The following is a 24118-nucleotide window of genomic DNA, read 5'->3' as shown; positions in this document are numbered from 1 at the left end:
TCACACCAACACAATCCATACTAAAAGAGAGTGGAAACATTGTAGAGGAGTATTTACACAATATTCAGGACTTGACTGAAAAAAGAGGAGAAAGCCCGAGCAAAAGCGGAATCTCGGGGTTGCGAGTGAAAAAAAGGGAAGAAAGCCCGAGCAAAAGCGGAATCTCGGGGTTGCGGGTGAAAAAAGCAGGAGAAAGCCCGAGCAAAAGCGGAAACTCGGGGTTGCGGGCGAAAAAAGCAGGAGAAAGCCCGAGCAAAAGCGGAATCCCGGGGTTGCGGGCGAAAAAAGCAGGAGAAAGCCCGAGCAAAAGCGGAATCTCGGGGTTGTGAGCTGAAAAAGAGGGAGAAAGCCCGAGCAAAAGCAGAATCTCGGGGTTGCGGGCGAAAAAAGTAGGAGAAAGCCCGAGCAAAAGCGGAATCTCGGGGTTGCGGGCGAAGAAAGCAGGAGAAAGCCCGAGCAAACGCGGAATCTCGGGGTTGTGAGCTGAAAAAGAGGGAGAAAGCCCGAGTATCAACAGTAACTTCCATACAAAACCAAATACCCAAATACGATGTCTAAATGTCATTATTTTTGTATAATAGGATTGCCATGACTAGAATCATAGGAGGTGACCAAATGGCCTATTTAACAGGTGGACTCATAATGCTAACGGAAATGCTCAGCAAGCTTCCACCATCCGAAAGAAAAATTGCGGCATACATGATCGAACATCCACAGGAAGCAATTTCTTTAACGGCCCATGAGATTGGGAAAAAAAGCGCAACGAGTAGTGCTGCCGTTATTCGCCTCTGTAAATCGTTGAATTTAAAAGGATTACCAGATTTAAAACTAAGAATAGCTGGAGATTTGCAAAAAACGACACAACTAGGGTTAAGGGATATTGAGCCGAATGAGCATCCTGAAACAATTATAGATAAGATGACGAGTAATTCCGTGCAAACAATACGGGAAACGGCTGAACTTCTTAATCTACAAGAGTTAGAAAAAGCGGTAGATATTTTAAATCAAGCACGACGTATTCACTTTTTTGGAATTGGTGCTTCAGGTATTATTGCCCTCGATGGTCAACAAAAATTTGTAAGAATCGATAAAACAGCCTATGCTTTTACTGACGTACATATGGCCACAACGATGGTTGCGACAGCCACAGAAGAAGATGTTGCCATCGGTATTTCTTTTTCAGGTGAAACAAGAGAAGTGGCCAAATTTTTAGAAATAGCAAAGAAAAAAGGGTTAAAGACGATTAGTTTGACGAAATACGGGCAATCGTTAGTGAGTGATATCGCTGAGGTTCAGCTTTACACATCAGCAACTAGAGAACCAACTTTTAGAAGTGGGGCAACGTCTTCGCGTATTGCTCAATTACAAGTGATTGATATTTTATTTATGTGTGTGGCTTCATCTCAGTATGATAAATCTGTTAAGCATTTAAATGAAACAAGAGATGCAGTCGATTCACTCAGGCAGTCAAGAGGACGAATTAAAAAATAAATAGCTTTTAAATGGATGAACAAAGTGAGGTTCATAGCTGTGAAGTTATTACCGGAACTAGCGAAAAAAGTGATTGATGAAGTACGTCTTACTTTAAACGAAAGCCTAATCGTGATGGATGAGGAAGGCGTTATTATTGCTGCTACTGAACAAGAAAGAATTGGTTCTATACACCAAGGTGCTAAAACAGTTTTAAAAAATAGAGAAAAGCTTTATATTAATGAACAAAATATAAAAATGCTAAAGGGTGTAAAATTAGGTATTAACCTACCTATTCAGTTCGAAGGGAAAATCATTGGTGTGCTCGGTGTAACAGGGCATCCACAAAAAATAGAGGCCTACGCTGATCTTGTTCGAAAAATGACTGAATTAATGATCAAAGAAACCTATTATATCGAGCAAAAGGAATGGCAAAAGCGGGGAATAGAAGCATTTTTTCATGAGTGGATCCATGCAGAAAACATGGAAGACTCTTTTATTCAACGGCGCCAACTATTAGGAATAGCTATAGGTACTGCTTATACATGTATCAGTATAAAAGCCTTAGATTCAAATGAGAAGAGTGTCTATTCTTTTATGAATGAGTGGTTTACACACGCTTTTCCTAAACGACAAAATGATGTGTTTATCAGAACACTTGATGGAGATTTCCTCTTATTACGTACTGTAAAAAAAGATGAACAAGAATTAGAAAGAATCCAATCTGAGCTCTTGCGCTGGCGAGCGAGTTTTTTGAAGGTACATCAATCAGGTAGCTTTCACATTGGTATTGGTCATACATTAGTCGACCATCAAATAAAGTGGGCATACAATGAAGCAAACAAAGCGTGCAAAGCAGCGAATCAGAGTAAGCCGCTTGTTTTTTATAATGAGTTATTACTTGACATGCTGCTTTCAGAAATTGATGTAGCTACACAAGGAGAATTTATGGCACGTATACTACGTTCATTATCGGAGGAAGCTGATTTATTGAGGACGATACGGGCTTATTTATACCATAATCAATCCATAGTGGAAACAGCAAAAGCCTTACATATTCATAAAAATACGTTACACTATCGTTTAAATCAAATTAGTCTATTAACGGATATCGATGTGAAAAGCTCGTTTGGAATCACTGTATTTTATTTAGCCCTGTTATTTGCTAAAGAGAATGCAGGCTTATTTCCTCTAGAAAGCTAGAACGTACTAACTTGATGAATGATTCACATGTCTCAAATAAATAGCAATTTTTATTACGACCAAACAGGAGATTGATGTTTGGTTCTTTTCATGAATGGTTTTATATTTGCTTGAGTGATTAATTCCTTTTTGTTTTGGGTGAATACGTTTGGCAGAATTTTGAGTATGGAGGGAAAGGAATGATCAGAGCCAACTCCTATAGGACTCCGACCCTCCCTTTCGTATAACCATCCATCTACTCTTAAATGAGCTCCTACGAATCAAGAAATATTGGCATTCTCATAAGCCTCTAGTAATAAATCGACAATATGGACGGCACGCATCTCATTCTGCAGCCCTTCCTTCTCAATGCCTAGCTTCATCTGTAACAGGCAACCAGGATTAGAAGTAACAATTGTCTTTGCTTGCGTTTTTTTCGTTTCCTTCATTTTATAATCCAAAATTTGCATGGACATTTCTGACTCAACAATATTATAAATACCCGCCGAACCACAGCAGCGATCCGCATTTTTCATTTCAACATAGTGTGAACCTTTCATTGATTGAAGCAATTGTCTTGGTTGGATGAACGTTTTCTGACCGTTACGCAAGTGACATGAATCCTGGTACGTCAAAACATCATCCTTTAATTTTAACGGTTGTTGATGGAAATGTAACTCAACGAGAATGGAAGTAATGTCTTTAATTTTGTCTGTAAAGGCTTTAGCTCGATCAGCCCATTCTGGTTCACTTTTAAGGAGATGGTCATAATCGACCAAAAAGGCACCACAACCTCCCGCATTTGTAATAATATAATCAACCTCAGCTTGTTCAAAGGCGATAATGTTCCGTTTCGCCATTTCTTTGGCTTTTTCCTTTTCTCCACTATGTCCATGAAGTGCTCCACAGCAAGCTTGTGTTTTGGGAATAACAATGTCACAGCCTGCATATTGCAATAGCTTTTTTGTCGCTTCATTGGTTTTCATAAAGACAGTGTCCATTAAACAGCCGCTAAAAAATGCGACGTTTTTCTTTTTCGGACCTACAGGTTCTAGGTGCTCAGCACGGTTTTTTATCTCTTTCACTTTTGCCACAGTAGGTAAGGCTTTTTCCATTAGTTGCATCGTTTCCGGAAATATTTTAAGCACACCTGTTTTACGCACGAAAGAGCTTAGGCCCGAGCGTTGATAGAAACCAAGGAGCCCAACAAGCCCTGTCATTCGATTTTGGTGAGGAAAGAGCTGCTCAAATACAAGGTGGCGAACGGCTTTAACCGGTAATGAAGGCTTTTTATTTTGATAAATAATATCACGTGCCTCTTCAAGGAGGTGTCCATACTTAACACCTGATGGACAGACAGGCTCACATGCCCTGCATCCTAAACACATATCTAATGAGCGTTTGACTTCCTCATCTGGTTCTATGTCACCATCAACAACTGCTTTCATCAAAGCAATCCGACCACGGGGTGAATGGAGCTCGTTTTTTCCAGATTCAATGTAAGTAGGACAGGTAGGTAAACAAAAGCCACAGCGCATGCAGTTTAATAACTCATCATAGTCCATTTTTTCCTGAAATTGTCTTGTAATTCTTAGTTTCTCTGTCGTATTCATGATTGGCTCACCACAATCCTTTTACGTGATGATTTGGCGAAGATTTTACTCGGATTCATAATATTATTTGGGTCAAAGGCTTGTTTAAGGGCTTGCATCGCAGCTATTCCTTCTTCGCCAAGCTTTAGATGTAAATAAGGAGCTTTCATGGCACCGACACCATGTTCACCGGTAATCGTACCACCTAATGAAACGGCTTTTTTAAAGATTTCCTCTAAAGCTTGCTCAACTCGGTGCATTTCCTCCTTGTTCCTTGCATCCGTCATACAAGTCGGGTGAAGATTACCGTCACCAGCATGGCCGAAAGTACAAATTTCAACTTGATATTTAGAGGCAATTTCATTGATTGCACGAACCATATTAGCAATTTCTGAGCGTGGGACCGTTGCATCCTCTAAAATTGTAGTTGGTTTTAAGCGAGCTAAGGCTGACAGTGCAGAACGCCGTGCTGTACTCAATTGTTCTGCTTCAAATTCAGATTTGGCGACATCTACTTTTAATGCACCACTTTGTACACAAATAGTCGCGATTTTATCCATATCTGTTTGAACGGATTGAATAGGTCCATCTTGTTCGATTAATAAAACAGCTTCTACATCCGTCGGCAGTCCAATCTTTGAAAATTCTTCAACGACTTTAAGGGTAGGTTGATCTAAAAACTCTAACGTTGCAGGTATGACACGGTTGGCTATAATGGTTGATACCGTTTGTGCAGCAGCCTCCATGCTGTCATACAAAGCAAGCATCGTTTTTTTCGTCTCTGGTTTTGGTATGAGCTTGAGAATGGCTTCAGTTACAATACCAAGCGTACCTTCAGAACCAACGAATAAACGAGTTAAGTCATAGCCAGCCACGTCCTTAGCAAGTTTGCCTCCGGTTCGAATGATTTCCCCATTCGGTAGAACTATTTCAAGCCCTAATACATAGTCTCGAGTTACACCATATTTTAAACCACGCAATCCGCCAGAATTCTCGCTGATGTTTCCACCAATTTGAGAAATTTTCATCGAACTGGGGTCTGGAGGGTAAAAGAGTCCAATTTCTTCTACCGTTTGGATCATTTCTAAAGTGTTGACACCAGGCTGGACCGTGATCGTCAAATTTTCCTCGTCTATTTCAAGAATTTGATCCAAGTGCTTAAATAAAAGGACAATGCCACCTTCAAGTGGTGTTGTACCCGCGCTTAAATTGGTGCCAGAGCCTCTAGGTATGATGGGAATCTTGTGTTGGTTACATAGCTTGACAATTTCTGCCACTTCTTTTTTATCTCTTGGTGATAGAATAGCATCAGGCATTGCTTGATAATTAGGTGTCGCATCAAAAGAGTAAACGAGCTTAGATGCAGGGCTATCCTCATAGTTTTCTTGACCAACAATGTCGATAAATTCGTTTTTTAAAAGCTCTGTAATCATCCAATCAACTCCTATTCTTGCTATCTCCATCATAAAAAGAACGGGCCATAAATCCTATGTGCGAATGTCTAAATATAGGCGCGAGAGGAGTAATAGTTTTGGTTATAAGTACAATTTTAAACGATAATCTAAGGGTTACTTTTTTGATGCAATGTAGGAGATAAATAAGAAGGTGAACGAATGTCAAAGTCACTTCCATTTTCCTTTAAGAGGTATAGACATCTATATTAAATATTCGGTATGATTAATAGAATAAGAGGAGGGGCATTTATGTTTGCTATAGGTATTGATGGTGGTGGTACAAAAACGGTGGCGATTCTAGCTTCGTCTACTGGAGAAATCGTGGCACAGGCTTCAGGAGGTACTACGAATCCCAATAGTATCGGAATACATGAGGCAAAAAGTGAGCTTATAAGACTTTTACATTCATTGAGTATTCAGAATGAGCAAGCTTATAAAAATGTGGTTAGTGTTTTTGCTGGGTTATCAGGGATAGAGGCCAAGAATTATAAAGAAGAGATAGGTCAATGTTTGCAGAGTCATTTACCTGAGGTCCTTATAACGATAGATAACGATGCGGTGATTGCACTATACTCAGGTACTTTCGGTGGACCTGGTGTTGTACAAATTTCCGGAACAGGGTCGATTACATACGGCATAGACTCAAAGGGAAACCGTCATCGAGTGGGAGGATGGGGTTATTTAATTGGAGATGAAGGAAGTGGATTTGCGATCGGACAAGCAGGACTTCGTGCAGCTTTTTTAGAAAATGATAACCGTGGTCCCAAAACCGAGATAACGAAACTTCTTCTCAAACATTTTCAAGTGACTCATCTAAGTTCGGTAATCACTTTTGTTTATGGAGAAAAGGCAAGGGCGACAATAGCGTCATTAAGCAAAATCGTCATGGTTGCCGCGGACAATGGAGACCGTATTGCCAATGAAATTATAAAGGCCCAGTCACAACAATTAGGTGAACAAATCGCCGCCTTAATCTCGGCGAAGCCATTTCAAACAGGAGAAAAAATCCCTGTCGTTCTTACTGGTGGTGTGATGAATCGAAGTGATTTATTTATTGAGGATATCATGAAAACGTTAAAAGACAATCTGAACGAACAGGTTGAGTTAATTCTACCAAAGCTCCCCCCAGTAGCTGGAGCTGTAATCGCCTCTTTTCAAGCAGCCAATCATCATTTGGAAAAGGAAAGCTTGAGTGACAAATTTTTAAAGGGTTACTTGTAGAATTGTCGAAATAGATATGGACATTGACATATCGTGAGTGAAGTGCGAATGGGAGGCGATCATAAATTCCCTAAGCGATTCGCACCGTGAAAAAAGGCGATTTCCGTCGATTGTTACGTGGTTTTTAAGAGCGGTGGGTAGAGCAGAGTTTATGAGTAGCTGAATTTGCGTTTAATATGACGGAAATGAGACATTTCCGCAGTCGCACCTTACATAGGTGCGTGGATTGAAATCATCGTTTATTAACTCCCTTCGTGACCGTAGACACAGTCGCACCTTACATAGGTGCGTGGATTGAAATCTGTAACTTGAGCTTTTTCATTTCAAGCCACTCGTCGCACCTCATGTAGGTGCGTGGATTGAAATTCCAAAATTATTAACTAAGAGAGGTGGGTTAATAGTCGCACCACATGTAGGTGTACACCCCTTAACTTTACAGGTTAAACCCTTCTCTCTCCAAAAACTCTGCTAGATTAGGAGACTGTTTATACTTTACTGCCGCTACCTTGTCCTTATCTACAATAACTTTAGATAAGTCAATTTGGTTTATGCTAGCTATGGCTAATGTATAGTGTATGACGTCTGCTAATTCTTTTTCTAAGGATGAATTTCCCGTATTAGACTTTCTTCCCTCTTGCTGATTTAATGCTTCAGCAACCTCTCCAATTTCCTCAACTAGTTTCATGAATAAATCATTAGAGGTGATCCCTTGTTTGTATTTCAATGCTAAATAATCTTGTAATCCCTTGATAGTTAGTTGCTTCATATATTTTCTCCTCCGAAAAACATTTACTTTATTACATACATATAACCTAATAACTAAATGAAATGTGTAAAAATTTAATTTTCTGAAAGCTCACGTTCCTTCCAATAGTAACATACTTACTAATAGGTGAAAAAATACTGACTTGAAGATGTGGACGAATGCTTTAGAGACTACTAACGGTAAGGCCTTTGTAAAGTTATAGTTGTGTATAAAATACAGAATATTTAGTTTTTGGTGTATGAACTATATTTTGTCTAGTTCCTTATTTTATTTCGTTTGGGATAATTAACAGGTAAGAGGAGGTATCTTTTAAATAAATGTAAGCGTTTTAAAATGTAATCGTGATAAAGGAGGATGTTTCAATTGGGAAGAATTTTGAAGAAAATGAATCTATTGTTTCTTATTATTCTATTAACTACTTCATCAAATTGGTCAGCTATAGTAGTAAAAGCTGAAACGCTAACAAGAATTGTGTATCATCAAAAGTTTGAAGATGGGGTGGGTGTTGCTAAGTCTGCAGGTAATTCTACTCTTGATTGGGTTACATCAAGTGAAGAAGGACATGCTATTTATGTAACTGATAGAACAAATGATTACGATGGTGTTGATATCTTTTTTAGTGATGTGGGCATGGAACAAGACAAAAAATACTCAATTGAAGTGTCGGGGTATATAGGAAACGATGAAAATATTCCTAGTGACGCACGTGCTTTACTTCAAAATGTAGATAGCTATCAAGGTTTATATGTTTCTAGTGAACTAGCAACAGGAGAACCTTTTACTTTAAAAGGGTCATACATAGTGGATATAAATAAAGATAAAGCATTTCGAATTCAAACGAATGGTGCAGGAAAAGAACTTTCCTTTTATATTGAAGAAATCCTAATTACAGAAGAAGAACAAGAGGATGAAGAAGTACCAACGGAACCGAGTGAACCAATTGAGGAATTTTCAGCTATTAATTTTGAAAATGGTGAGTTAAATGGTTTTGAAGGAAGAGCAGGAACAGAGATATTAACGGTAACGAATGAAGCGAATGCTACGGAAGATGGCTCTTATTCTTTAAAAGTTGAGAATAGAGAACAACCTTGGCACGGCCCTACTTTAGATGTAGATCCTTTTATAGAACTAGGTGCTGAATATAAAATTTCTGCTATGGTTAAGTTGATTTCACCTGAGACAGCCCAACTTCAATTGTCCACACAAATTGGGAGTGGAGATGGTGCTAGTTATAATCATATACATGGTGAAACGTTAGATGTTGAAGATGGGTGGGTTAAGCTTGAAGGAACCTACCGTTATACAAGTTTAGGTAATGGTAACGTGTCTATTTATATTGAGAGCTCTAATCAGGCAACGGCTTCTTTTTATGTCGATGATGTTACATTTGAAAAGCTTAATTCAGAAGCAATTGAAATTGAGGATGAGTTAGAAGCGATTAAAGATGTCTATCAAGATTATTTTCTTATTGGTAATGCAGGGGCCATGAATGAATTCGATGGGGTGAGAGGGCAACTGCTAATGAAACATCATAATCTTATTACAGCAGAAAATGCGATGAAACCAGGTTATGCCTATAATGAGCAAAGGGAATTTGATTTTACGGCTGAGGATGATTTCGTATCGGCTGCATTAGAAAATGAATTACGCATACATGGTCATGTTTTAGTTTGGCATCAGCAATCGGCTGAATGGCTTCACACGGATGACGAAGGAAATTATTTAGACCGTGAAGAAGCACTAGCCAATTTACGTACACATGTTCAGACAACCGTAGAGCATTTTGGTGAAGATGTGATTTCTTGGGATGTAGTGAATGAAGCTATGAATGATAATCCTCCAACCCCAACTGATTGGAGATCATCCTTAAGGCAATCTGGGTGGTATCATGCAATTGGTGAGGATTATGTGGAACAAGCTTTCTTAGCAGCTAAGGAAGTTATTGTTGCAAATGGCTGGGACATAAAATTGTATTACAATGATTATAATGATGACAACCGAAATAAAGCAGAAGCCATTTATCAAATGGTCAAAGAAATCAATGATAATTACGCTGCCGAAAATAACGGGGAGCTTCTTATTGATGGAATTGGTATGCAAGGGCATTATAACTTAAATACGAACCCAGAAAATGTGAGAATGTCACTTGAGAAATTTATATCACTTGGTGTGGAAGTCGGAGTAACAGAACTTGATATAACAGCCGGTAGTAATGGCGTACAGACTGAAGAAGAAGCGAATACACAGGGATATTTGTATGCTCAACTTTTTCAATTATATAAAGAGCATGCTGAGCATATTTCACGTGTTACATTTTGGGGCTTGAACGATGCAACTAGTTGGCGTGCAGCCCAGAGCCCATTATTATTTGACCGAGATTTAAAAGCTAAACCTGCTTACTATGCGGTCATTGATCCGGAGCGTTTTATTGAAAACCACGAGGTGGATAGTCAAGAAGCTAATCAAGCCACCGCTGTCTATGGTACACCCCTTGTAGACGGAGAATACGATGAAATTTGGGATAATGCCGACGAGTTACTCATTAACCGTTATCAAACAGCGTGGAATGGAGCTGATGGAGTCGGACGAGTTTTATGGGATGAAGAAAACCTATATGTCTTTATAGAAGTGAATGATTCTGAGCTCGATAAGACGAGTGATAACCCATGGGAGCATGATTCGATTGAGGTATTTATTGATGAGAATAATACGAAAACGTCTTATTATGAAGAGGACGATGGACAATATCGTGTTAACTTTGATAATGAGACGTCATTTAACCCGCCAAATAAAAGTGAGGGATTTGAATCGGTGACTAAAGTGACCGAGACTGGTTATACAGTCGAATTGAAAATTCCGTTCACAGAAGTGACGCCAGAATCAGCAATGAAACTAGGTTTTGACCTACAAATTAATGATGCCCAAAACGGCTCACGTCAGAGTGTCGCGACATGGAATGATTTAACTGGACAAGGCTTCCAAGACCCCTCAGTATTTGGAGTCTTAACACTTGTTGCAGATGGGGAACCAGGAGAACCCGGAGAACCCGGAGAGCCAGGAGGACCAGGAGAACCAGGAGGACCAGGAGGACCAGGAGAACCCGGAGAACCCGGAGAACCCGGAGAGCCAGGAGGACCAGGAGAACCCGGAGAGCCAGGAGAACCAGGAGGACCAGGAGAACCCGGAGAACCCGGAGGCTCAGGAGGTAAGGGTACAGAGCAGAACGGGAATACATTACCCCATACTGCCAGTAACTTCTACCAGTATTTATTGATAGGGTTCGTGTTCTTGCTAATTGGAGGTACGGTATACGTCGTAGCCAAACGAAGACTAGCTTAAATATAACGTGTTCCAGTAAATAAACAGGTCAGTGTTTTAGACCTGTTTATTTGTGTCCAATTTTTTCATACGGTTAAATGGAATTCATCCATTTTTAACAAGGATTTTAGAGTTATGTGAAGAACTGAAGGAGAGAGTAAGTTTTAATGATGGCTTTATGATTAGGAGGCTTTTGATGAGGCATTACAATACATATAGGTCAGACCTGCTAGAAAAGGATTTTTATCCAGTTGTAAGGTCTTATTATTATCGCACTTGGGAGAAATTTTATATGGATGTCCATGATCATGAAGATATTGAAATTATGTATGTGATTGATGGACAATGTGAAGTGGAGATTGAGACTCAAGTTTTTCCATTAAAAAAAGGGAATTTTATCTTGCTCGATGCTAGAAATCGACACAGACTTATTGTCGAGCAGGATCATTATTGTCGAATGCTTAATATAGAAATTGATTTTGTCGAAAAGGAAGATATTTATCCTTCAATTAGAAAGTTAGTCAGTAAAAATGACATATTGGCTGGACTATTTGGAGCGAGGTTTACCTATTTAATCTTTAAAGATACTCTAGATATTTATCAAACGTTAAAAAGTATAGTCTTGGAGATGGATACGAATAGTGATGAGGTTGAGTTGATGGTCTATGCCCAATTAACACAATTATTCATACTACTTTCTCGTATGATTGATGCTCAAAAAAAGAAAGAGATAGAAAAAGTTACAAATCGGTATGTGAAAAAAACCATTGATTTTTTACATCAAAATTATGATGTTCCTTTGAAAATGCCGGATATAGGAAATGTGGTTAATTTACATCCAGGCTATTTACATCGCATATTTAAGGAACATACGAACCAAACCGTGATTGACTATTTAACACATTTACGAATGAATAAAGCAAAGATGCTGTTGACAGAAACAGAGATTCCTATTATAGATATCGCTTTATACATTGGGGTAAACAGTCGACAATATTTTAGTTTACTATTTAAGAAGTATACACAACAATCTCCTTACGAATATCGCAAAAATCATCAACGTCAAGTTTAGTTAAATCGCTTAAGAAGTTAATATTCGTTACATAATTTTTTGAAAATAGTTAAGAGATTGAAAACAATATGGCTATCTATTTGTTAGAGTTTTGCTATATAAATGTATGGTACGAAGTTTTTCAGAAAGTAGACTGTACATAATGTGTGTCAGTTCTATCACGTTAAATCAGAGGAGTTGAGATGAACATGGAAGAACATGTGATTCGTTGGGGAATCTTAGGAGTAGCGAATATCGCAAAAAATGCTGTTATACCAGGAATCGTTGAGTCGAAAACAGGTGTAGTATCTGGTGTTGCCAGTAGGAGTTTAGAGAAATCTCAAGAATTAGTAAAGGAATTGAATCAAGGTAGAGCATATGGGTCTTATCAAGAACTTCTTGATGATCCTTCTATTGATGCCGTCTATATTCCTTTACCAAACCATCTCCATAAGGAATGGGTTATTCGTGCAGCCAAAGCGAAGAAACATATTCTCTGCGAAAAGCCGATCGCCTTAACTACAGAAGAAGTGAAGGAGATGAAACAAGCTTGTCTTGAAAATGAAGTGCTGTTATTTGAGGCTTTTATGTATCGTCATCAGGAGCGTTATCGGAAGATTCAATCACATATTAACAATGGTGATATTGGTGAAGTGAGGGGAATTAGAAGTTCTTTCTCCTTTAATAATGCACAGGCATTAGATAACTTCCGAATGAAGCCTGAATATGGAGGAGGAAGTCTTTATGATGTAGGTGTTTATCCTCTTAGTTTAGCAAGGATGATTTTGAAGGATGAGCCTGAAGCGGTGACTGTTCATAGTTTTACTCCTGAGTCCCATAATGGTGTTGATATGGTGGCATCAGGCTTAGTAGAGTTTAGCAATGGCCGTTTTCTAACCTTTGATTGTGGCATGTGGTCTGCTTTTAGAAATGACGCAGAAATTCTTGGAACAAAAGGCAGAATTGTCATTGAAGATGCTTTCACAGACGGGCTAAAAGGTTTTTCTTTAATAATCGGCAATGAAACAAATGAAATCGAGGTAGCTGATACGAATCATTATGCCAAACAAGTTGATTTTTTGGCGCGAGTATTACGGAAAGAGACCGGATTAATTTATGATATCGAGGATTCGATTTTAAATATGAAGGTGCTAGATGCTTGTCTACAATCACAAAAAAATCGTGAAAGGGTGGTGTTGTAGTATGTTGCGTTCTATCTCTGTAGAAGGATTAGAGAATCCGGTTTCTTCACTGATAATAGGATCGGATTACTTCACGCCAGATAAACAAGAGCTTGTTAATGAAGTAATTGAACAGTATCTTACTGTAGGTGGTAATACGATAGATACGGCCTTTATTTATGGTGGTGGACAAAGTGAAAAGGCGATAGGACAATGGGTCGATCGTAATAGCAGTAACCGCGAACGTTTGCAAATTTGGACTAAAGGAGGGCATCCGAATAAGAATGGCCCTACAATTAATCAAAAAGATTTGACTGAGCAAATCAAAATCAGTTTAGAGCGTTTAAAAGTCGACCAAGTTGACCTGTATGCACTTCATAGAGATGACCCAACTCTTCCAGTTGGAAAGATTTTAGAATGGTTAAATCAACTTGTAGAAGATGGATATATGAAAACTTTTGGAGGATCCAATTGGTCAACTAAACGATTAGAAGAAGCCAATAATTATGCAAAAAAACATAGAATGCGAGGATTCTCTTTCTCGAGTCCGAACTTGAGCTTAGCAAAAGCAAAAGAACCTTATTGGCCAGATTGTGTAAGCCTGGACCGTGAAGATATAATATGGCATGAACAAACGCAATTACCCGTACTATCTTGGTCATCACAAGCACGAGGATTCTTTACAGGGAAGTTTAATAAAGCGGAGCAGTCAAATCAAGAACTCGTCCGTGTGTTTTATAATGATGCGAATTGGAAAAGATATGAAAGGGCTCAGAAGTTAGCTGAACAAAAAGGGATGACAACGATTGAAATAGCTCTTGCTTACGTCCTCAATCAATCATTTCCAACGGCAGCTATTATCGGACCACGCAATTATAAGGAAATAGTATCTTGTGCGAATGGAGCAAGTATTAATCTTTCTACTCAAGAATTAGAGTGGCTCAATTTAGAAGTTGATTTTATAGAATCGTAAAAGGTTGCATTTTTACCATTATTTCTCCATTATAGGGAATGAACACCACAAATAATGAGGAGGGTGAGATGGTGAAAAAGTGGGCATATTTCATTTTAGTCGTTGCTTTTGGATTCGTAATGACGGCTTGTAATGAAGAACAAGTACAAATAGAAGAAGGTAATGGCGGGTTCTTATGGAAAGCTGTAAATGGGGACACCGAAGTGTATTTACAAGGCACGATTCATTTAGGGACCGAAAATTTCTATCCACTAAATAAACAATCAGAAGAAGCTTATGAACAAGCAGATGTTGTTTTACCTGAAATTGATTTGACGGATCTTAATAATATGACGCTATCCTCACAATTGATGATGGAAAAAGCGATGTACCCAGAGGGACAGTCATTACAAGATGATTTGTCGAGTGAAAATTATGAGAAGCTTGAGAGCATTCTTTCAGGCTTTGGAGTTGATATGGTGATGGTCGAGAACTTTCAACCATGGTTTATGGAAATGACTCTTTTACAACTTGCTCTTGAGGAAAGTAGCTATCAGGCGGAGCAGGGTGTTGACCTATATTTCCTTGAACGTGCAGTTGAAGATGGAAAACAGATTCAGGAGTTAGAATCCATTGAAGAACAACTTGATGTTTTATCAGGTTTTTCTATGGAACAACAGCTTGTCACTTTAACAGACGCTATCGAAGGCTTTGACGATATGGAAGATGAGTTAGAACAAATGGCTAACGCATGGTTAGCTGGTGATGTCGATGCTTTAGCTGAAATTGATGAGGATTACGACGAGTCGTACGAAGAGTATATGCTCGAACTAAATGAAAATAGAAATATTAAGATGGCTAATGAAATTGCTGAGATTTTAGAGGCGGATAGCGGCCAGAATTATTTTGTGATTGTAGGTGCCATGCACTTTGCATCAGAGCCGACAATCATTTCACTTCTAGAAGAACAAGGATACGAAGTCGAATTTGTCTATTAAATTTTGTAAGCTCCCGCGTGGCTTAGTGGTGGGCTGAAATCCACTGGCTGTGCCAGTTAATTCAGCACCACCCCGCAGGACGTGGAGCATAATTTTCGGTAGCGATGAGCAATGCTCCATGTTCGCACTAACTTTTATACAAAATATATTTTCTTATTTGCATTTCCAGTCATTGTCTGTTATTCTTAAGTAGAATTATTTTTGTTCGGTTAGTAATAAGAGTGTTTAAGTTTTTCGCCTTAGATATCTAAAAGAGCAATAATAGTATCAAAATTATGAATCGGTTTGATTCATGCAGGAGGTAACAACCATGCAAGAAGGTACAGTAAAATGGTTTAACGCAGAAAAAGGTTTCGGTTTCATCGAAGTTGAAGGTGGAGACGATGTATTCGTACATTTCTCAGCTATCCAAGGCGAAGGATTTAAATCTTTAGACGAAGGTCAAAAAGTAACATTCGATACTGAGCAAGGCCAACGTGGTCTTCAAGCTACTAACGTATCAAAAGCATAATGATAAAAGGACTCAAATTTTTGAGTCCTTTTTCTTTTGAGAAAAAAAGCTCATCGCAGAGCCCGATTCACTCCGCCACCAACAAACATGAAAGTCATCTATCGCCACCTTAAGGTTCATAAGGAATCGTGAAGATACGGAGGCAAAACCTAGGAGTATCTGCACAAAAAGAGGGTTAATGTGAAGATACGGAGGCGAAACGTAGGAGTATCTTCACAAAGTGGTCATTCATATGTAGTGGAGACTTTTAAACATCTGGCCCGTTTACAACTCGATCACCATTGGAGTCGGCTGAACAAAAAGGGGCACTGTCCTACTAAGGTCATTTATCGCGAGATGGATGACGAGCTAACTTCAAGGCACAACCTATCGCCCCTAAGTAATTTTCATATAAAAGGAGGGAAAAGAAATGTCAGACAATCAAAAATGGTTTCGATCCGTTCATTTAGATGATTCGATTGTAAAAGCACTGGAGCTATTAGGTATCCACCAACCTACTGAGGTACAAGAACAAGTAATTCCTAAGGCTTTGTTACATCTAGACCTTATCGTGCAATCTCAGACAGGCAGTGGAAAGACACTCGCTTATGCTTTACCAATCTTAGAGAAAATACATTGGGAGAGCAATCGTCCACAAGCGCTTATTTTAGTGCCAACGCGAGAGTTAGCTGTACAGGTGACAGAAGAATTAACAAATGTAGGACTTATGAAAAGGATTCATTCTGTTGCTTTGTTTGGCAAGGATTCCTATCTGAAACAAAAGAATTTGTTAAAACAAAAAACGCATGTGGTTATAGGTACACCGGGAAGGGTCCTTGACCATTTACAAAAAGGTACCCTAATTGTGGAAGAAATAAAGCATTTTATTATCGATGAAGCTGATGAAATGTTAAACATGGGTTTTATTGATAATGTGAAAGAAATCATGGCGTATTTGCCCAAGGAGAAGCAAACTTTATTTTTCTCCGCAACCTATCCTGAAGAAGTGAAGGAATTATGTTTGAATTTCATGCGTGGTCCCGAAAGTATCTCAATAAAGCCGCATGAAAAAGTGGTTAAACAAATTGAACACGCTAAAATCGAAATACCACAAAAAGAAAAAAGACAACTATTACAACGTGTGTTAATTAAAGAAAACCCTGATAGCTGCATCATCTTTTGTCAGACACAAAAAGAGGTAGACCAATTGTATCGAGTATTAAATCAATCAATGCAGGCACTAGAGAAGCTCCATGGTGGACTAGCTCAACGTGATCGTTTTAGGTCGATTGAAAAGTTTCGAGATGGTAGTTGCCGTTATTTAATTGCTACAGGCTTAGCCGGTAGAGGGATTGATGTAAAAGACGTTTCACTCATTATCCATTTTGATGTGCCTACTGAGGTTGAAAACTATGTGCATCGTTCAGGGAGGACTGGTAGGGCTGAACAATCAGGTAAGGTGATTACGTTAGTTTCACCAGATGAGCAAGCTAGTCTTGAAGCGATAGAAGCTTTTTTAGGGTATAACATACCAGTATTACCTATCCCAAGTGAAGAAGAGACCCAGAGGACAAAACACCTTTTTGATAAAAAAATGAGAAAGACAGAGCAAAAAGAAAGTAAAGCGATTCACTTGCAAACAGAAGTGACGAAGCTATTTTTTAACGGTGGGAAAAAGAAGAAGCTTCGAGCCATCGACTTTGTCGGTGCCATTACGAATATTGATGGGGTAGACGCCTCTGATATTGGCGTTATTTCCATTTATGAGCATCAGACATATGTTGATATTCTTAATGGAAAAGGCAAGCTTGTTTTGAGTGAAATGAAAATGTTAACGGTAAAGGGCAAACAATTAAAGGTCCACATTGCGAAAAAGTCATGATAGCAACCTGAATAAAAACACGCTTATAGTTAAAAATACAAATTAACTATAAGGAGGTGGTAACGTTGACAAAAAAACAAGCGGTCGGAAGTCAAAAGAATAAAAATCAAAAAAGAAATAACGAAGCTCAACCAACCCATACGTATGACAAAAAGTTAAACGGACCCAATCGTCCAGCAGAATAATTATAAAATAATGAAAGGGATACCAACAAACCTGACGTTTTTCCCGCAAAAGCAAATGGGAGAGTTTCAAATTTATATGAGGTAATCCCTTTTTATTATTGAGAGGCTTTCTTTTGGTGCTGTAAATTCTCGATATGACGTAGTGAGACAATAAAACAGATCATAAAGCCCATAAATACGGTTGGTGCTGAATATCCAAGATAATAATAAAAACTAGGAACGACAATATTTGCTGCAATGGTAATGAAGAGAATTGACTGGCGAACCATTAATGCTATTAACCACAAACCGATAAATACGAGTGATATCATTGGCTCTGAAGCAAGGAAAAATCCTAAACAGGTTGCAATCCCTTTGCCACCTGTAAATTTCAAAAAGACAGAGTGAATATTACCGAGTAAAAGTAACATTCCAAGTCCCATTACTCCAAGCGGTGAAAAAGAATCCATCGCAAACCACGTAAAGATAAAGGCCTTTCCAGCGTCACCTAATAAAACGAGTAATCCATATTTTTTCCCAAGGGATAAAAAGGCATTACTTGCCCCAATATTTTGAGTGCCGACCTGTTGAATATCTATTCCTTTCAGATACCCAATGATTTTACCGGTTGGAATTGAACCAATTAAATAAGCTAAAACACCAAAAATGATAAATGAAAACATGCTGCTTTCCCCTTTCCCATAAACATTTTACTACAAATTGACATAATGAAAAGAGAAATCTGTTATAATTCATGCCTAAGCAATATGTGGAACAATTGATTAGAATAGGAAAATAAAAAGTTCTAGATTACAGGTGAAAGAAAAAATGGAGAGTTACATCTATATTTTTAATTGTCATGAAGATGAACGAGAGCTATCATATTTAGAGAAAAGGATGTTTTTTGGTGTTAAGACCAATGATAGGCTGCTAAAAAGTAATACGCGAATTTGCCCTAGCCGAAGTCCGTTTATAAAGGGGCGCTTACGGGTTATTTATGAGGCAAAAATGTTAGCTGATTTACAGTCTCAGTGTGATGGGTATGACACTTTAGGCAAAAGTTTTAAAATACAAGTTATAAAAATGAGTGGTTTACAAGAAGGTTTACATTTCACCGAGAGGAAAAGTTTAGAAAGTGAAATAGGTAAGAGTATGAGAGGCAAGGCCAATTTAAAACAGCCAGAACTGACATTAGCCATTTTGAAGAAAGGTGACTATTGGTATTTTGGTGAGTATGAAGAAGGAGAACCAGTTTGGTTGAAGCACCAACAAAAGCCAAAGATGTATTCAACTGCGTTAGGTACTCGTCTTGCAAGAGCCGTTGTTAATATCGCCGTCCCTCATATTTCGAATCAACAGGTCATTGATCCGTCCTGTGGGATTGGAACCGTATTAATTGAAGCATGCTCAATGAATATTCGTATTTGTGGTAGTGATATTAATCCATTGGCAGTAATAGGCACAAGAGAAAATCTTGCTTTTTTTGGATATGAAGCTGTTGTAAAAAAAGAAAACATGCTTGAAATCAAAGAGTCTTATGATACGGCTATTATTGATATGCCATATAATCTCTGCTCAGTCATCTCAAATGATAAAAAGCGAGCAATGATGATGCATGCACGTAAGTTCACGAAACGACTAGTTCTTGTAACGGTAGAACCTATGGATGACCATTTAATCGAAAGTGGTTTCACAATTATTGACCGATGTACAGTAACTAAAGGCCATTTTCAAAGAGAGGTCCTCGTGTGCGAATAAGGGGAATACATGAACGAAATAAAAGTCGATCACACATGTACGAGAGCAGAAAAAAAGATACAATGAAATAAGAAGTAACCAACAAAGCTATAAGCAGTTCTAGTGTTGTTAGGTGCATAAAACAAGTAACCTAAGCAGACCATGTCTCGTCGTTAAGTCCCGAAAAACACAAAATTAAATAACCTATTTAACTTGAGCGGTGTATCACCCTTTGAACATATACAAGAAGCACAAGGCGAAGCCCGGTTTACTTCGCACCAACAAATAAGTAAGTCAGCTATCGGTAATTTAACGATTCATATAAGTTTGTGCATAGAAGGAGTCCAAAGCAAGGGGTAACTGCACAAAGAGGCGGTTAATGTACAGATGTTGAAGCTAAACCCAAAGAAGTATCTGCACAATGTCTCTTCTTCATGGATAGTGCAGCTCCGACACCAACAAAAATGGAAGTTAGGTTCTGCTCTTTGACTGTTGGCACTTCGTTCATTGGGCCTTTGTTTTTTTTCATTATAATGATAGTAAAATGATTTTTTGAACTTGAGAATTAGCAGTAGCGGGCGAGTTATGCGGAGACTCCCGCGGGACGTAGTGGCGGGCTGAAATCCACTGGCTGTGCCAGTTAGCTCAGCGCCACCCCGCAGGACGCGGAGCATAATTTTTGGTAGCGACGAGCAACGCTCCATGTTCGCACTTTCATACAAAAGGAGAACAAAATGAATAATTATCGATTGACCATTCAATATGATGGTACACGCTATAAAGGCTGGCAACGATTAGGTCATACCGATCAAACGATACAAGCCAAAATAGAGCATGTTGTAAGTAAGATGGCGGATACAGCGACAGAAATAATCGGTAGTGGCCGAACGGATGCAGGGGTACATGCCATGGCTCAAATCGCCAATTTTAAAATGAGCAAAGCTATGAGCGAGAAAGAGGTACACAGTTATCTGAATAGATTTTTGCCTCAAGATATTGTGGTGACAAATGTTGAAATTGTTTCTGACAGGTATCATGCAAGGTTTCATACAAAAGAAAAGACATATACATACAAAATATGGAATCAAGCTTACACGAATCCGTTTTTAAACAAATTTAGTATGCATGTTGAGCAAGAGTTAGATATTGAAAAAATGAAAAAAGCAGCTCAATATTTTGTCGGCACACATGACTTCACCGCCTTTTCAAATGCTAAGTCCAATAAAAAAACAAAAGTACGGGACATTTATAGTCTTGAGATAACAAAGGAAGCAGGGCTAATCGAGATTAAAATATCTGGAAATGGTTTCCTTTATAATATGGTTCGCAAAATAGTTGGTACGTTGATTGAGGTAGGGGTAGGCAATATAGATGGGGAGATTATTCCGCAAATCATTAAAAGTAAGGAGCGTAACCAAACGGGCCGTATGGCAGAAGCGGCTGGGTTGTTTTTAATGTAATAAAATCAAAAGAGCCCGTTTATTTTATCAAATGAATAGAGGCTTTTTTGTATGTAAGTGAACTTCAAGGCACAACCCATCGCCCCAAGGTAACTTTCATATAAAAGCGATCTGGGAAATGTATTGGCTGCATTCAAAAAAGACATTGTTTTGAAGTGTGTTAAATTGTATAATTTATGTGAAGTGTTTCACATATGAATGGAACGATTTAAAGTACTAACTCTAATAATCCATAATGAAGTGAGTGATTCGGGTGAGAAAAAAAGTCATTCTAGCAGGTGGAACTGGTTTTACAGGGAATTACTTTGAAAAACGATTTTCAGAAATGGGATACGAGGTCTATATTATTTCACGACAACAACCGCATATTACCTGGCAAGAGAAGGATAACATTCAACAAGCATTAGAAGGTGCTGAGTTGTTACTTAACCTAGCAGGGAAGTCTGTAAATTGCCGTTATCACGAGAAAAATAAAAAAGAAATTTTTTCTTCAAGGACAGAAACAACAAACCTTTTAGGTGAACTTGTTGCTACTTGTAAGACGCCTCCAAAACTGTGGATTAACGCTAGTACGGCAACGATTTATCGTCATGCAGAGGACAGGGCTATGACAGAAGAAAAGGGTGAAATCGGTACTGGATTTTCAGTTGAGGTTGCCAAGGCATGGGAACAGGCTTTCTTTTCACATAAGCTTAAGGAAACACGGCAGGTTACTCTTCGAATTTCCATTGTTCTTGGTCAATCTGGTGGAGTGATGATTCCTTATTCGACCTTAGCAAAGTTTGGATTGGGTGGTCATCAAGGCAACGGTAAGCAAATGTTTAGTTGGATTCATATAGAGGACTTATTCCAAATGGTGTTATTTACGATGACATATGAGGAAGTAGAAGGAATTTATAATGCGGCAGCACCGTTTCCTATTACTAATCGTACCTTTATGAAGACGGTGAGAATGGCGTACAATCGTAAGTTGGGATTACCGGCTACGAAATGGATGCTTGAGGTGGGAGCTTTTTTCTTACGAACAGAAACAGAATTGTTGTTAAAAAGTCGTTGGGTCACTCCAGACCGTTTTCTGCAGAAAGGTTTTACTTTCCAATATCCAACTATTGAGGTAGCCTTAGAAGAAATTTCTACTAAAGGATTGTACCGTACGTAACGTCAAGTAGTATAATAAATGAAACAACAAAGCAGGGGCTGATACAATGGGGCAGACGTATTCCGTTGGTGAATTTTCGAAAAAAACAAGCACTTCCGTTAGAACGTTACATTATTACGATGAAATCGGTTTGTTAACGCCGAAGAAGCACCCAACAACCGGTCATAGGCAATATGAAGACCAAGATCTCATCACATTACAGCAGATTGTTACGTTTAAATGGTTAGGGTATTCGCTTGAAGAAATTGCTCAAATGATTAGTCAAATTCATGATGTGAATCATTTAAAAGAAAGCTTAAAGTTTCAAAAGTATTCATTCGAGCAAAAAAAGAGTCAAATTAACCATGTCATTGAAGCGATTGATCGAACATTAGAAAATATCGATGATAAAAAACAATATGACCCAAGTGTTTTCATAAGCTTTATTAATGGTGTTCAGACAGAGCCGCACCAGAAAGATTGGATCGCTAAATATACAACGCCTGATATAGCCGATCGATTATTTTCAGTATCACCAGAAAGGCAGAAAGAAATTGATCAGCACTATTTTACCTTTATGAATTCATTAAAGGAAATGAAGAATAAGCCATATGATTCAGAAGAGGCAGAGCAATTTATCAGGGAATTTATTACGTATACAGATTCATTTCTTGACCAAGAGCTAGTCGATATTTTAAAAGGTATTGATGACATAGAAGTAGAGGAGCTCACCGCCTATTCTCCTTTTATGGAGAGTGAATCAGAATGGTTAACAAAGGCTATGGAGCATTATGAGAAAAAGTTTGGATAATCTTTGTTATATGTAAGTGAATAGTCAAAAAAGCTGTTGAGGAATATCCTTCAAACAGCTTTTTTTGTTAGGGTTAATATTGCGAAAAATCAAATAGTTATATACACTAGTCCTAGGAATAAAGAGAGATGTTTACGGATTACATTACGATAAAAGATGAGCTGAAGTAGTTCTAATCTATTTAGCGGAGGGGCTAAGATGTCTTTATTAGAACAAATGCTAACGTTTACAGATGAAGAAGAAGAGGTTTTAAGAAATCGTCATGTATTGCAGTCTTGGTATACTTCAAAAAAAAGCTTTGTTATTGAAGCAAGTAAGTTTCTACAGCCTGGATCAGAAATTATGATAAGAAAACATACCCGCTTTATTGAATTCCCGAGACATAAGCATGATTATATTGAGATGAATTATGTGTATCATGGCAGCTCTACTCAAGCAATAGGTAAGCACACCGTTCATTTAAATAAAGGTGAATTGCTTATTTTAAATCAGCATATTGAACATCAAATTGAAGTCTGTCAAAAAGAAGACATCATTATTAATTTTATTATCCAACCTACTTTCTTTGAGTATATTTTTTCATTGCTTAATATAGAGGGACCACTTTATAGTTTTCTCGTGAATAGTATCCATAATACCGAGCAATTCGGCCAATATTTACACTTTAAATGTGCGGAGGAAGAAACCATCCAAGCTTTGATTAATACCATACTTGAGGAAATTATATCGCCAGGACCATTTTCTAAGCCAATGATAAAGTTATATGTGGGGCAGTTAATTGTTGAATTGACAAAGAAAGCGAATACATTAGAAGGGGTACATGAGAACTCTCTTCATAATCAATGGATGAGAGAAACATTAGCGTATATTCATGAAGAATATAAGCATGCATCTTTGACGGAACTTTCTAGAAGGCTCAACCAACCAGATTACCTCATAAGTAAGGTCGTAAAAAAACAAACAAATAAAACGTTTAAGATGCTATTACAGGAGAAAAGGTTAGATGTTGCAGCTAAGATGCTCGAACAAACTAATATCCCGGTAGGTGTCATCTCTGAAGAAGTAGGTTACATGAATTTTAGTTACTTTTATAAGATTTTTAAGAAAAGGTTCAGTAGAACACCATTAAATTATCGTAAAGAAATGTCACTTCAAGGATGAGTGGCATTTTTTTTATTTATGAAGATTGCAAATAAGGACAGTTTTTTGTCAAATATAAATATTGGATTCGTGATTGAAAACGCTTAATGT

Annotated in this window: 20 protein-coding genes; 15 read left to right on the top strand and 5 right to left on the bottom strand. The window is 38.2% G+C overall.

From position 1 onward, the window contains the following. Window positions 1-64: 64 nt before the first annotated feature. On the bottom strand, window positions 65-565 hold the full coding sequence (locus PQ479_RS14370; RefSeq protein WP_273717056.1) for a hypothetical protein: 501 nt from the start codon (window positions 563-565) through the stop codon (window positions 65-67). A 50-nt stretch (window positions 566-615) separates the two neighbouring features. On the opposite strand from PQ479_RS14370, the gene PQ479_RS14365 reads away from it, so the two are divergent. Then, window positions 616-1491 carry a MurR/RpiR family transcriptional regulator gene (locus tag PQ479_RS14365; protein WP_047989813.1) on the top strand — a complete coding sequence of 292 codons (876 nt, stop codon included), beginning with the start codon at window positions 616-618 and terminating at the stop codon, window positions 1489-1491. 39 nt (window positions 1492-1530) lie between these two features. Further along, window positions 1531-2673, top strand: a complete 1143-nt coding sequence (locus PQ479_RS14360) for a CdaR family transcriptional regulator (protein ID WP_047990090.1) — start codon at window positions 1531-1533, stop codon at window positions 2671-2673. 260 nt (window positions 2674-2933) lie between these two features. Here the strand turns inward: PQ479_RS14360 and PQ479_RS14355 are convergent, their stop codons facing one another. Beyond that, window positions 2934-4265, bottom strand: a complete 1332-nt coding sequence (locus PQ479_RS14355) for a (Fe-S)-binding protein (RefSeq protein WP_047989812.1) — start codon at window positions 4263-4265, stop codon at window positions 2934-2936. Then, complete coding sequence (glcD, locus tag PQ479_RS14350; protein ID WP_047989811.1) at window positions 4262-5677, bottom strand: glycolate oxidase subunit GlcD; 1416 nt, start codon at window positions 5675-5677, stop codon at window positions 4262-4264. The genes PQ479_RS14355 and glcD overlap by 4 nt, the downstream gene beginning before the upstream one ends. Window positions 5678-5947: 270 nt before the next feature. On the opposite strand from glcD, the gene PQ479_RS14345 reads away from it, so the two are divergent. Further along, window positions 5948-6919: an N-acetylglucosamine kinase gene (locus PQ479_RS14345; RefSeq protein ID WP_047989810.1), complete on the top strand. Its 972-nt coding sequence runs from the start codon at window positions 5948-5950 to the stop codon at window positions 6917-6919. A 433-nt stretch (window positions 6920-7352) separates the two neighbouring features. Here PQ479_RS14345 and PQ479_RS14340 read toward each other — a convergent pair whose 3' ends face one another. Beyond that, window positions 7353-7685, bottom strand: coding sequence for a MazG nucleotide pyrophosphohydrolase domain-containing protein (locus PQ479_RS14340; RefSeq protein WP_047989809.1), 333 nt, complete (start codon window positions 7683-7685; stop codon window positions 7353-7355). A gap of 363 nt (window positions 7686-8048) precedes the next feature. On the opposite strand from PQ479_RS14340, the gene PQ479_RS14335 reads away from it, so the two are divergent. The 7 genes from PQ479_RS14335 to PQ479_RS14305 all read left to right on the top strand — a co-directional run bounded on the left by PQ479_RS14335 (window position 8049) and on the right by PQ479_RS14305 (window position 17557). Continuing rightward, window positions 8049-11024 (top strand): endo-1,4-beta-xylanase, encoded by a 2976-nt coding sequence (locus PQ479_RS14335; RefSeq protein ID WP_053070467.1) that lies wholly within the window; start codon window positions 8049-8051, stop codon window positions 11022-11024. Between the two features lie 175 nt (window positions 11025-11199). Then, window positions 11200-12075, top strand: coding sequence for an AraC family transcriptional regulator (locus tag PQ479_RS14330; protein ID WP_047989808.1), 876 nt, complete (start codon window positions 11200-11202; stop codon window positions 12073-12075). Window positions 12076-12263: 188 nt separating this feature from the next. Further along, window positions 12264-13256, top strand: coding sequence for a Gfo/Idh/MocA family protein (locus PQ479_RS14325; RefSeq protein ID WP_047989807.1), 993 nt, complete (start codon window positions 12264-12266; stop codon window positions 13254-13256). 1 nt (window position 13257) lies between these two features. Then, window positions 13258-14208, top strand: a complete 951-nt coding sequence (locus tag PQ479_RS14320; RefSeq protein ID WP_337957108.1) for an aldo/keto reductase — start codon at window positions 13258-13260, stop codon at window positions 14206-14208. 71 nt (window positions 14209-14279) lie between these two features. Continuing rightward, window positions 14280-15185, top strand: coding sequence for a TraB/GumN family protein (locus PQ479_RS14315; RefSeq protein ID WP_273717055.1), 906 nt, complete (start codon window positions 14280-14282; stop codon window positions 15183-15185). A 310-nt stretch (window positions 15186-15495) separates the two neighbouring features. Next, the gene (locus tag PQ479_RS14310) at window positions 15496-15696 is read left to right on the top strand and encodes a cold-shock protein (protein ID WP_047989806.1); all 201 of its coding nucleotides are present in this window, start codon (window positions 15496-15498) and stop codon (window positions 15694-15696) included. A 409-nt stretch (window positions 15697-16105) separates the two neighbouring features. After that, window positions 16106-17557, top strand: a complete 1452-nt coding sequence (locus PQ479_RS14305) for a DEAD/DEAH box helicase (RefSeq protein WP_047989805.1) — start codon at window positions 16106-16108, stop codon at window positions 17555-17557. Between the two features lie 280 nt (window positions 17558-17837). Here PQ479_RS14305 and PQ479_RS14295 read toward each other — a convergent pair whose 3' ends face one another. Further along, window positions 17838-18404 (bottom strand): glycerol-3-phosphate acyltransferase, encoded by a 567-nt coding sequence (locus PQ479_RS14295; RefSeq protein ID WP_053070465.1) that lies wholly within the window; start codon window positions 18402-18404, stop codon window positions 17838-17840. Between the two features lie 145 nt (window positions 18405-18549). Here PQ479_RS14295 and PQ479_RS14290 point away from each other — a divergent pair, with 145 nt between their 5' ends. From PQ479_RS14290 to PQ479_RS14270, 5 genes are all read left to right on the top strand, one after another. Further along, window positions 18550-19479, top strand: coding sequence for a TRM11 family SAM-dependent methyltransferase (locus PQ479_RS14290; protein ID WP_047989804.1), 930 nt, complete (start codon window positions 18550-18552; stop codon window positions 19477-19479). A gap of 713 nt (window positions 19480-20192) precedes the next feature. Then, window positions 20193-20918: a tRNA pseudouridine(38-40) synthase TruA gene (gene truA, locus PQ479_RS14285; RefSeq protein ID WP_047989803.1), complete on the top strand. Its 726-nt coding sequence runs from the start codon at window positions 20193-20195 to the stop codon at window positions 20916-20918. Window positions 20919-21171: 253 nt separating this feature from the next. Then, window positions 21172-22077: a TIGR01777 family oxidoreductase gene (locus PQ479_RS14280; RefSeq protein ID WP_047989802.1), complete on the top strand. Its 906-nt coding sequence runs from the start codon at window positions 21172-21174 to the stop codon at window positions 22075-22077. Window positions 22078-22123: 46 nt separating this feature from the next. Then, window positions 22124-22867, top strand: a complete 744-nt coding sequence (locus PQ479_RS14275; protein ID WP_047989801.1) for a MerR family transcriptional regulator — start codon at window positions 22124-22126, stop codon at window positions 22865-22867. A gap of 198 nt (window positions 22868-23065) precedes the next feature. Further along, window positions 23066-24028: an AraC family transcriptional regulator gene (locus PQ479_RS14270; RefSeq protein WP_047989800.1), complete on the top strand. Its 963-nt coding sequence runs from the start codon at window positions 23066-23068 to the stop codon at window positions 24026-24028. Window positions 24029-24118 lie beyond the last annotated feature (90 nt).

The organism is Alkalihalobacillus pseudalcaliphilus, assembly GCF_028610675.1.
Taxonomy (GTDB): Bacteria; Bacillota; Bacilli; order Bacillales; family Bacillaceae_D; genus Alkalihalobacillus; species Alkalihalobacillus pseudalcaliphilus.
The sequence above is the reverse complement of the archived record's forward strand: the minus strand, read 5'-3'. Positions and strand labels throughout refer to the sequence as shown.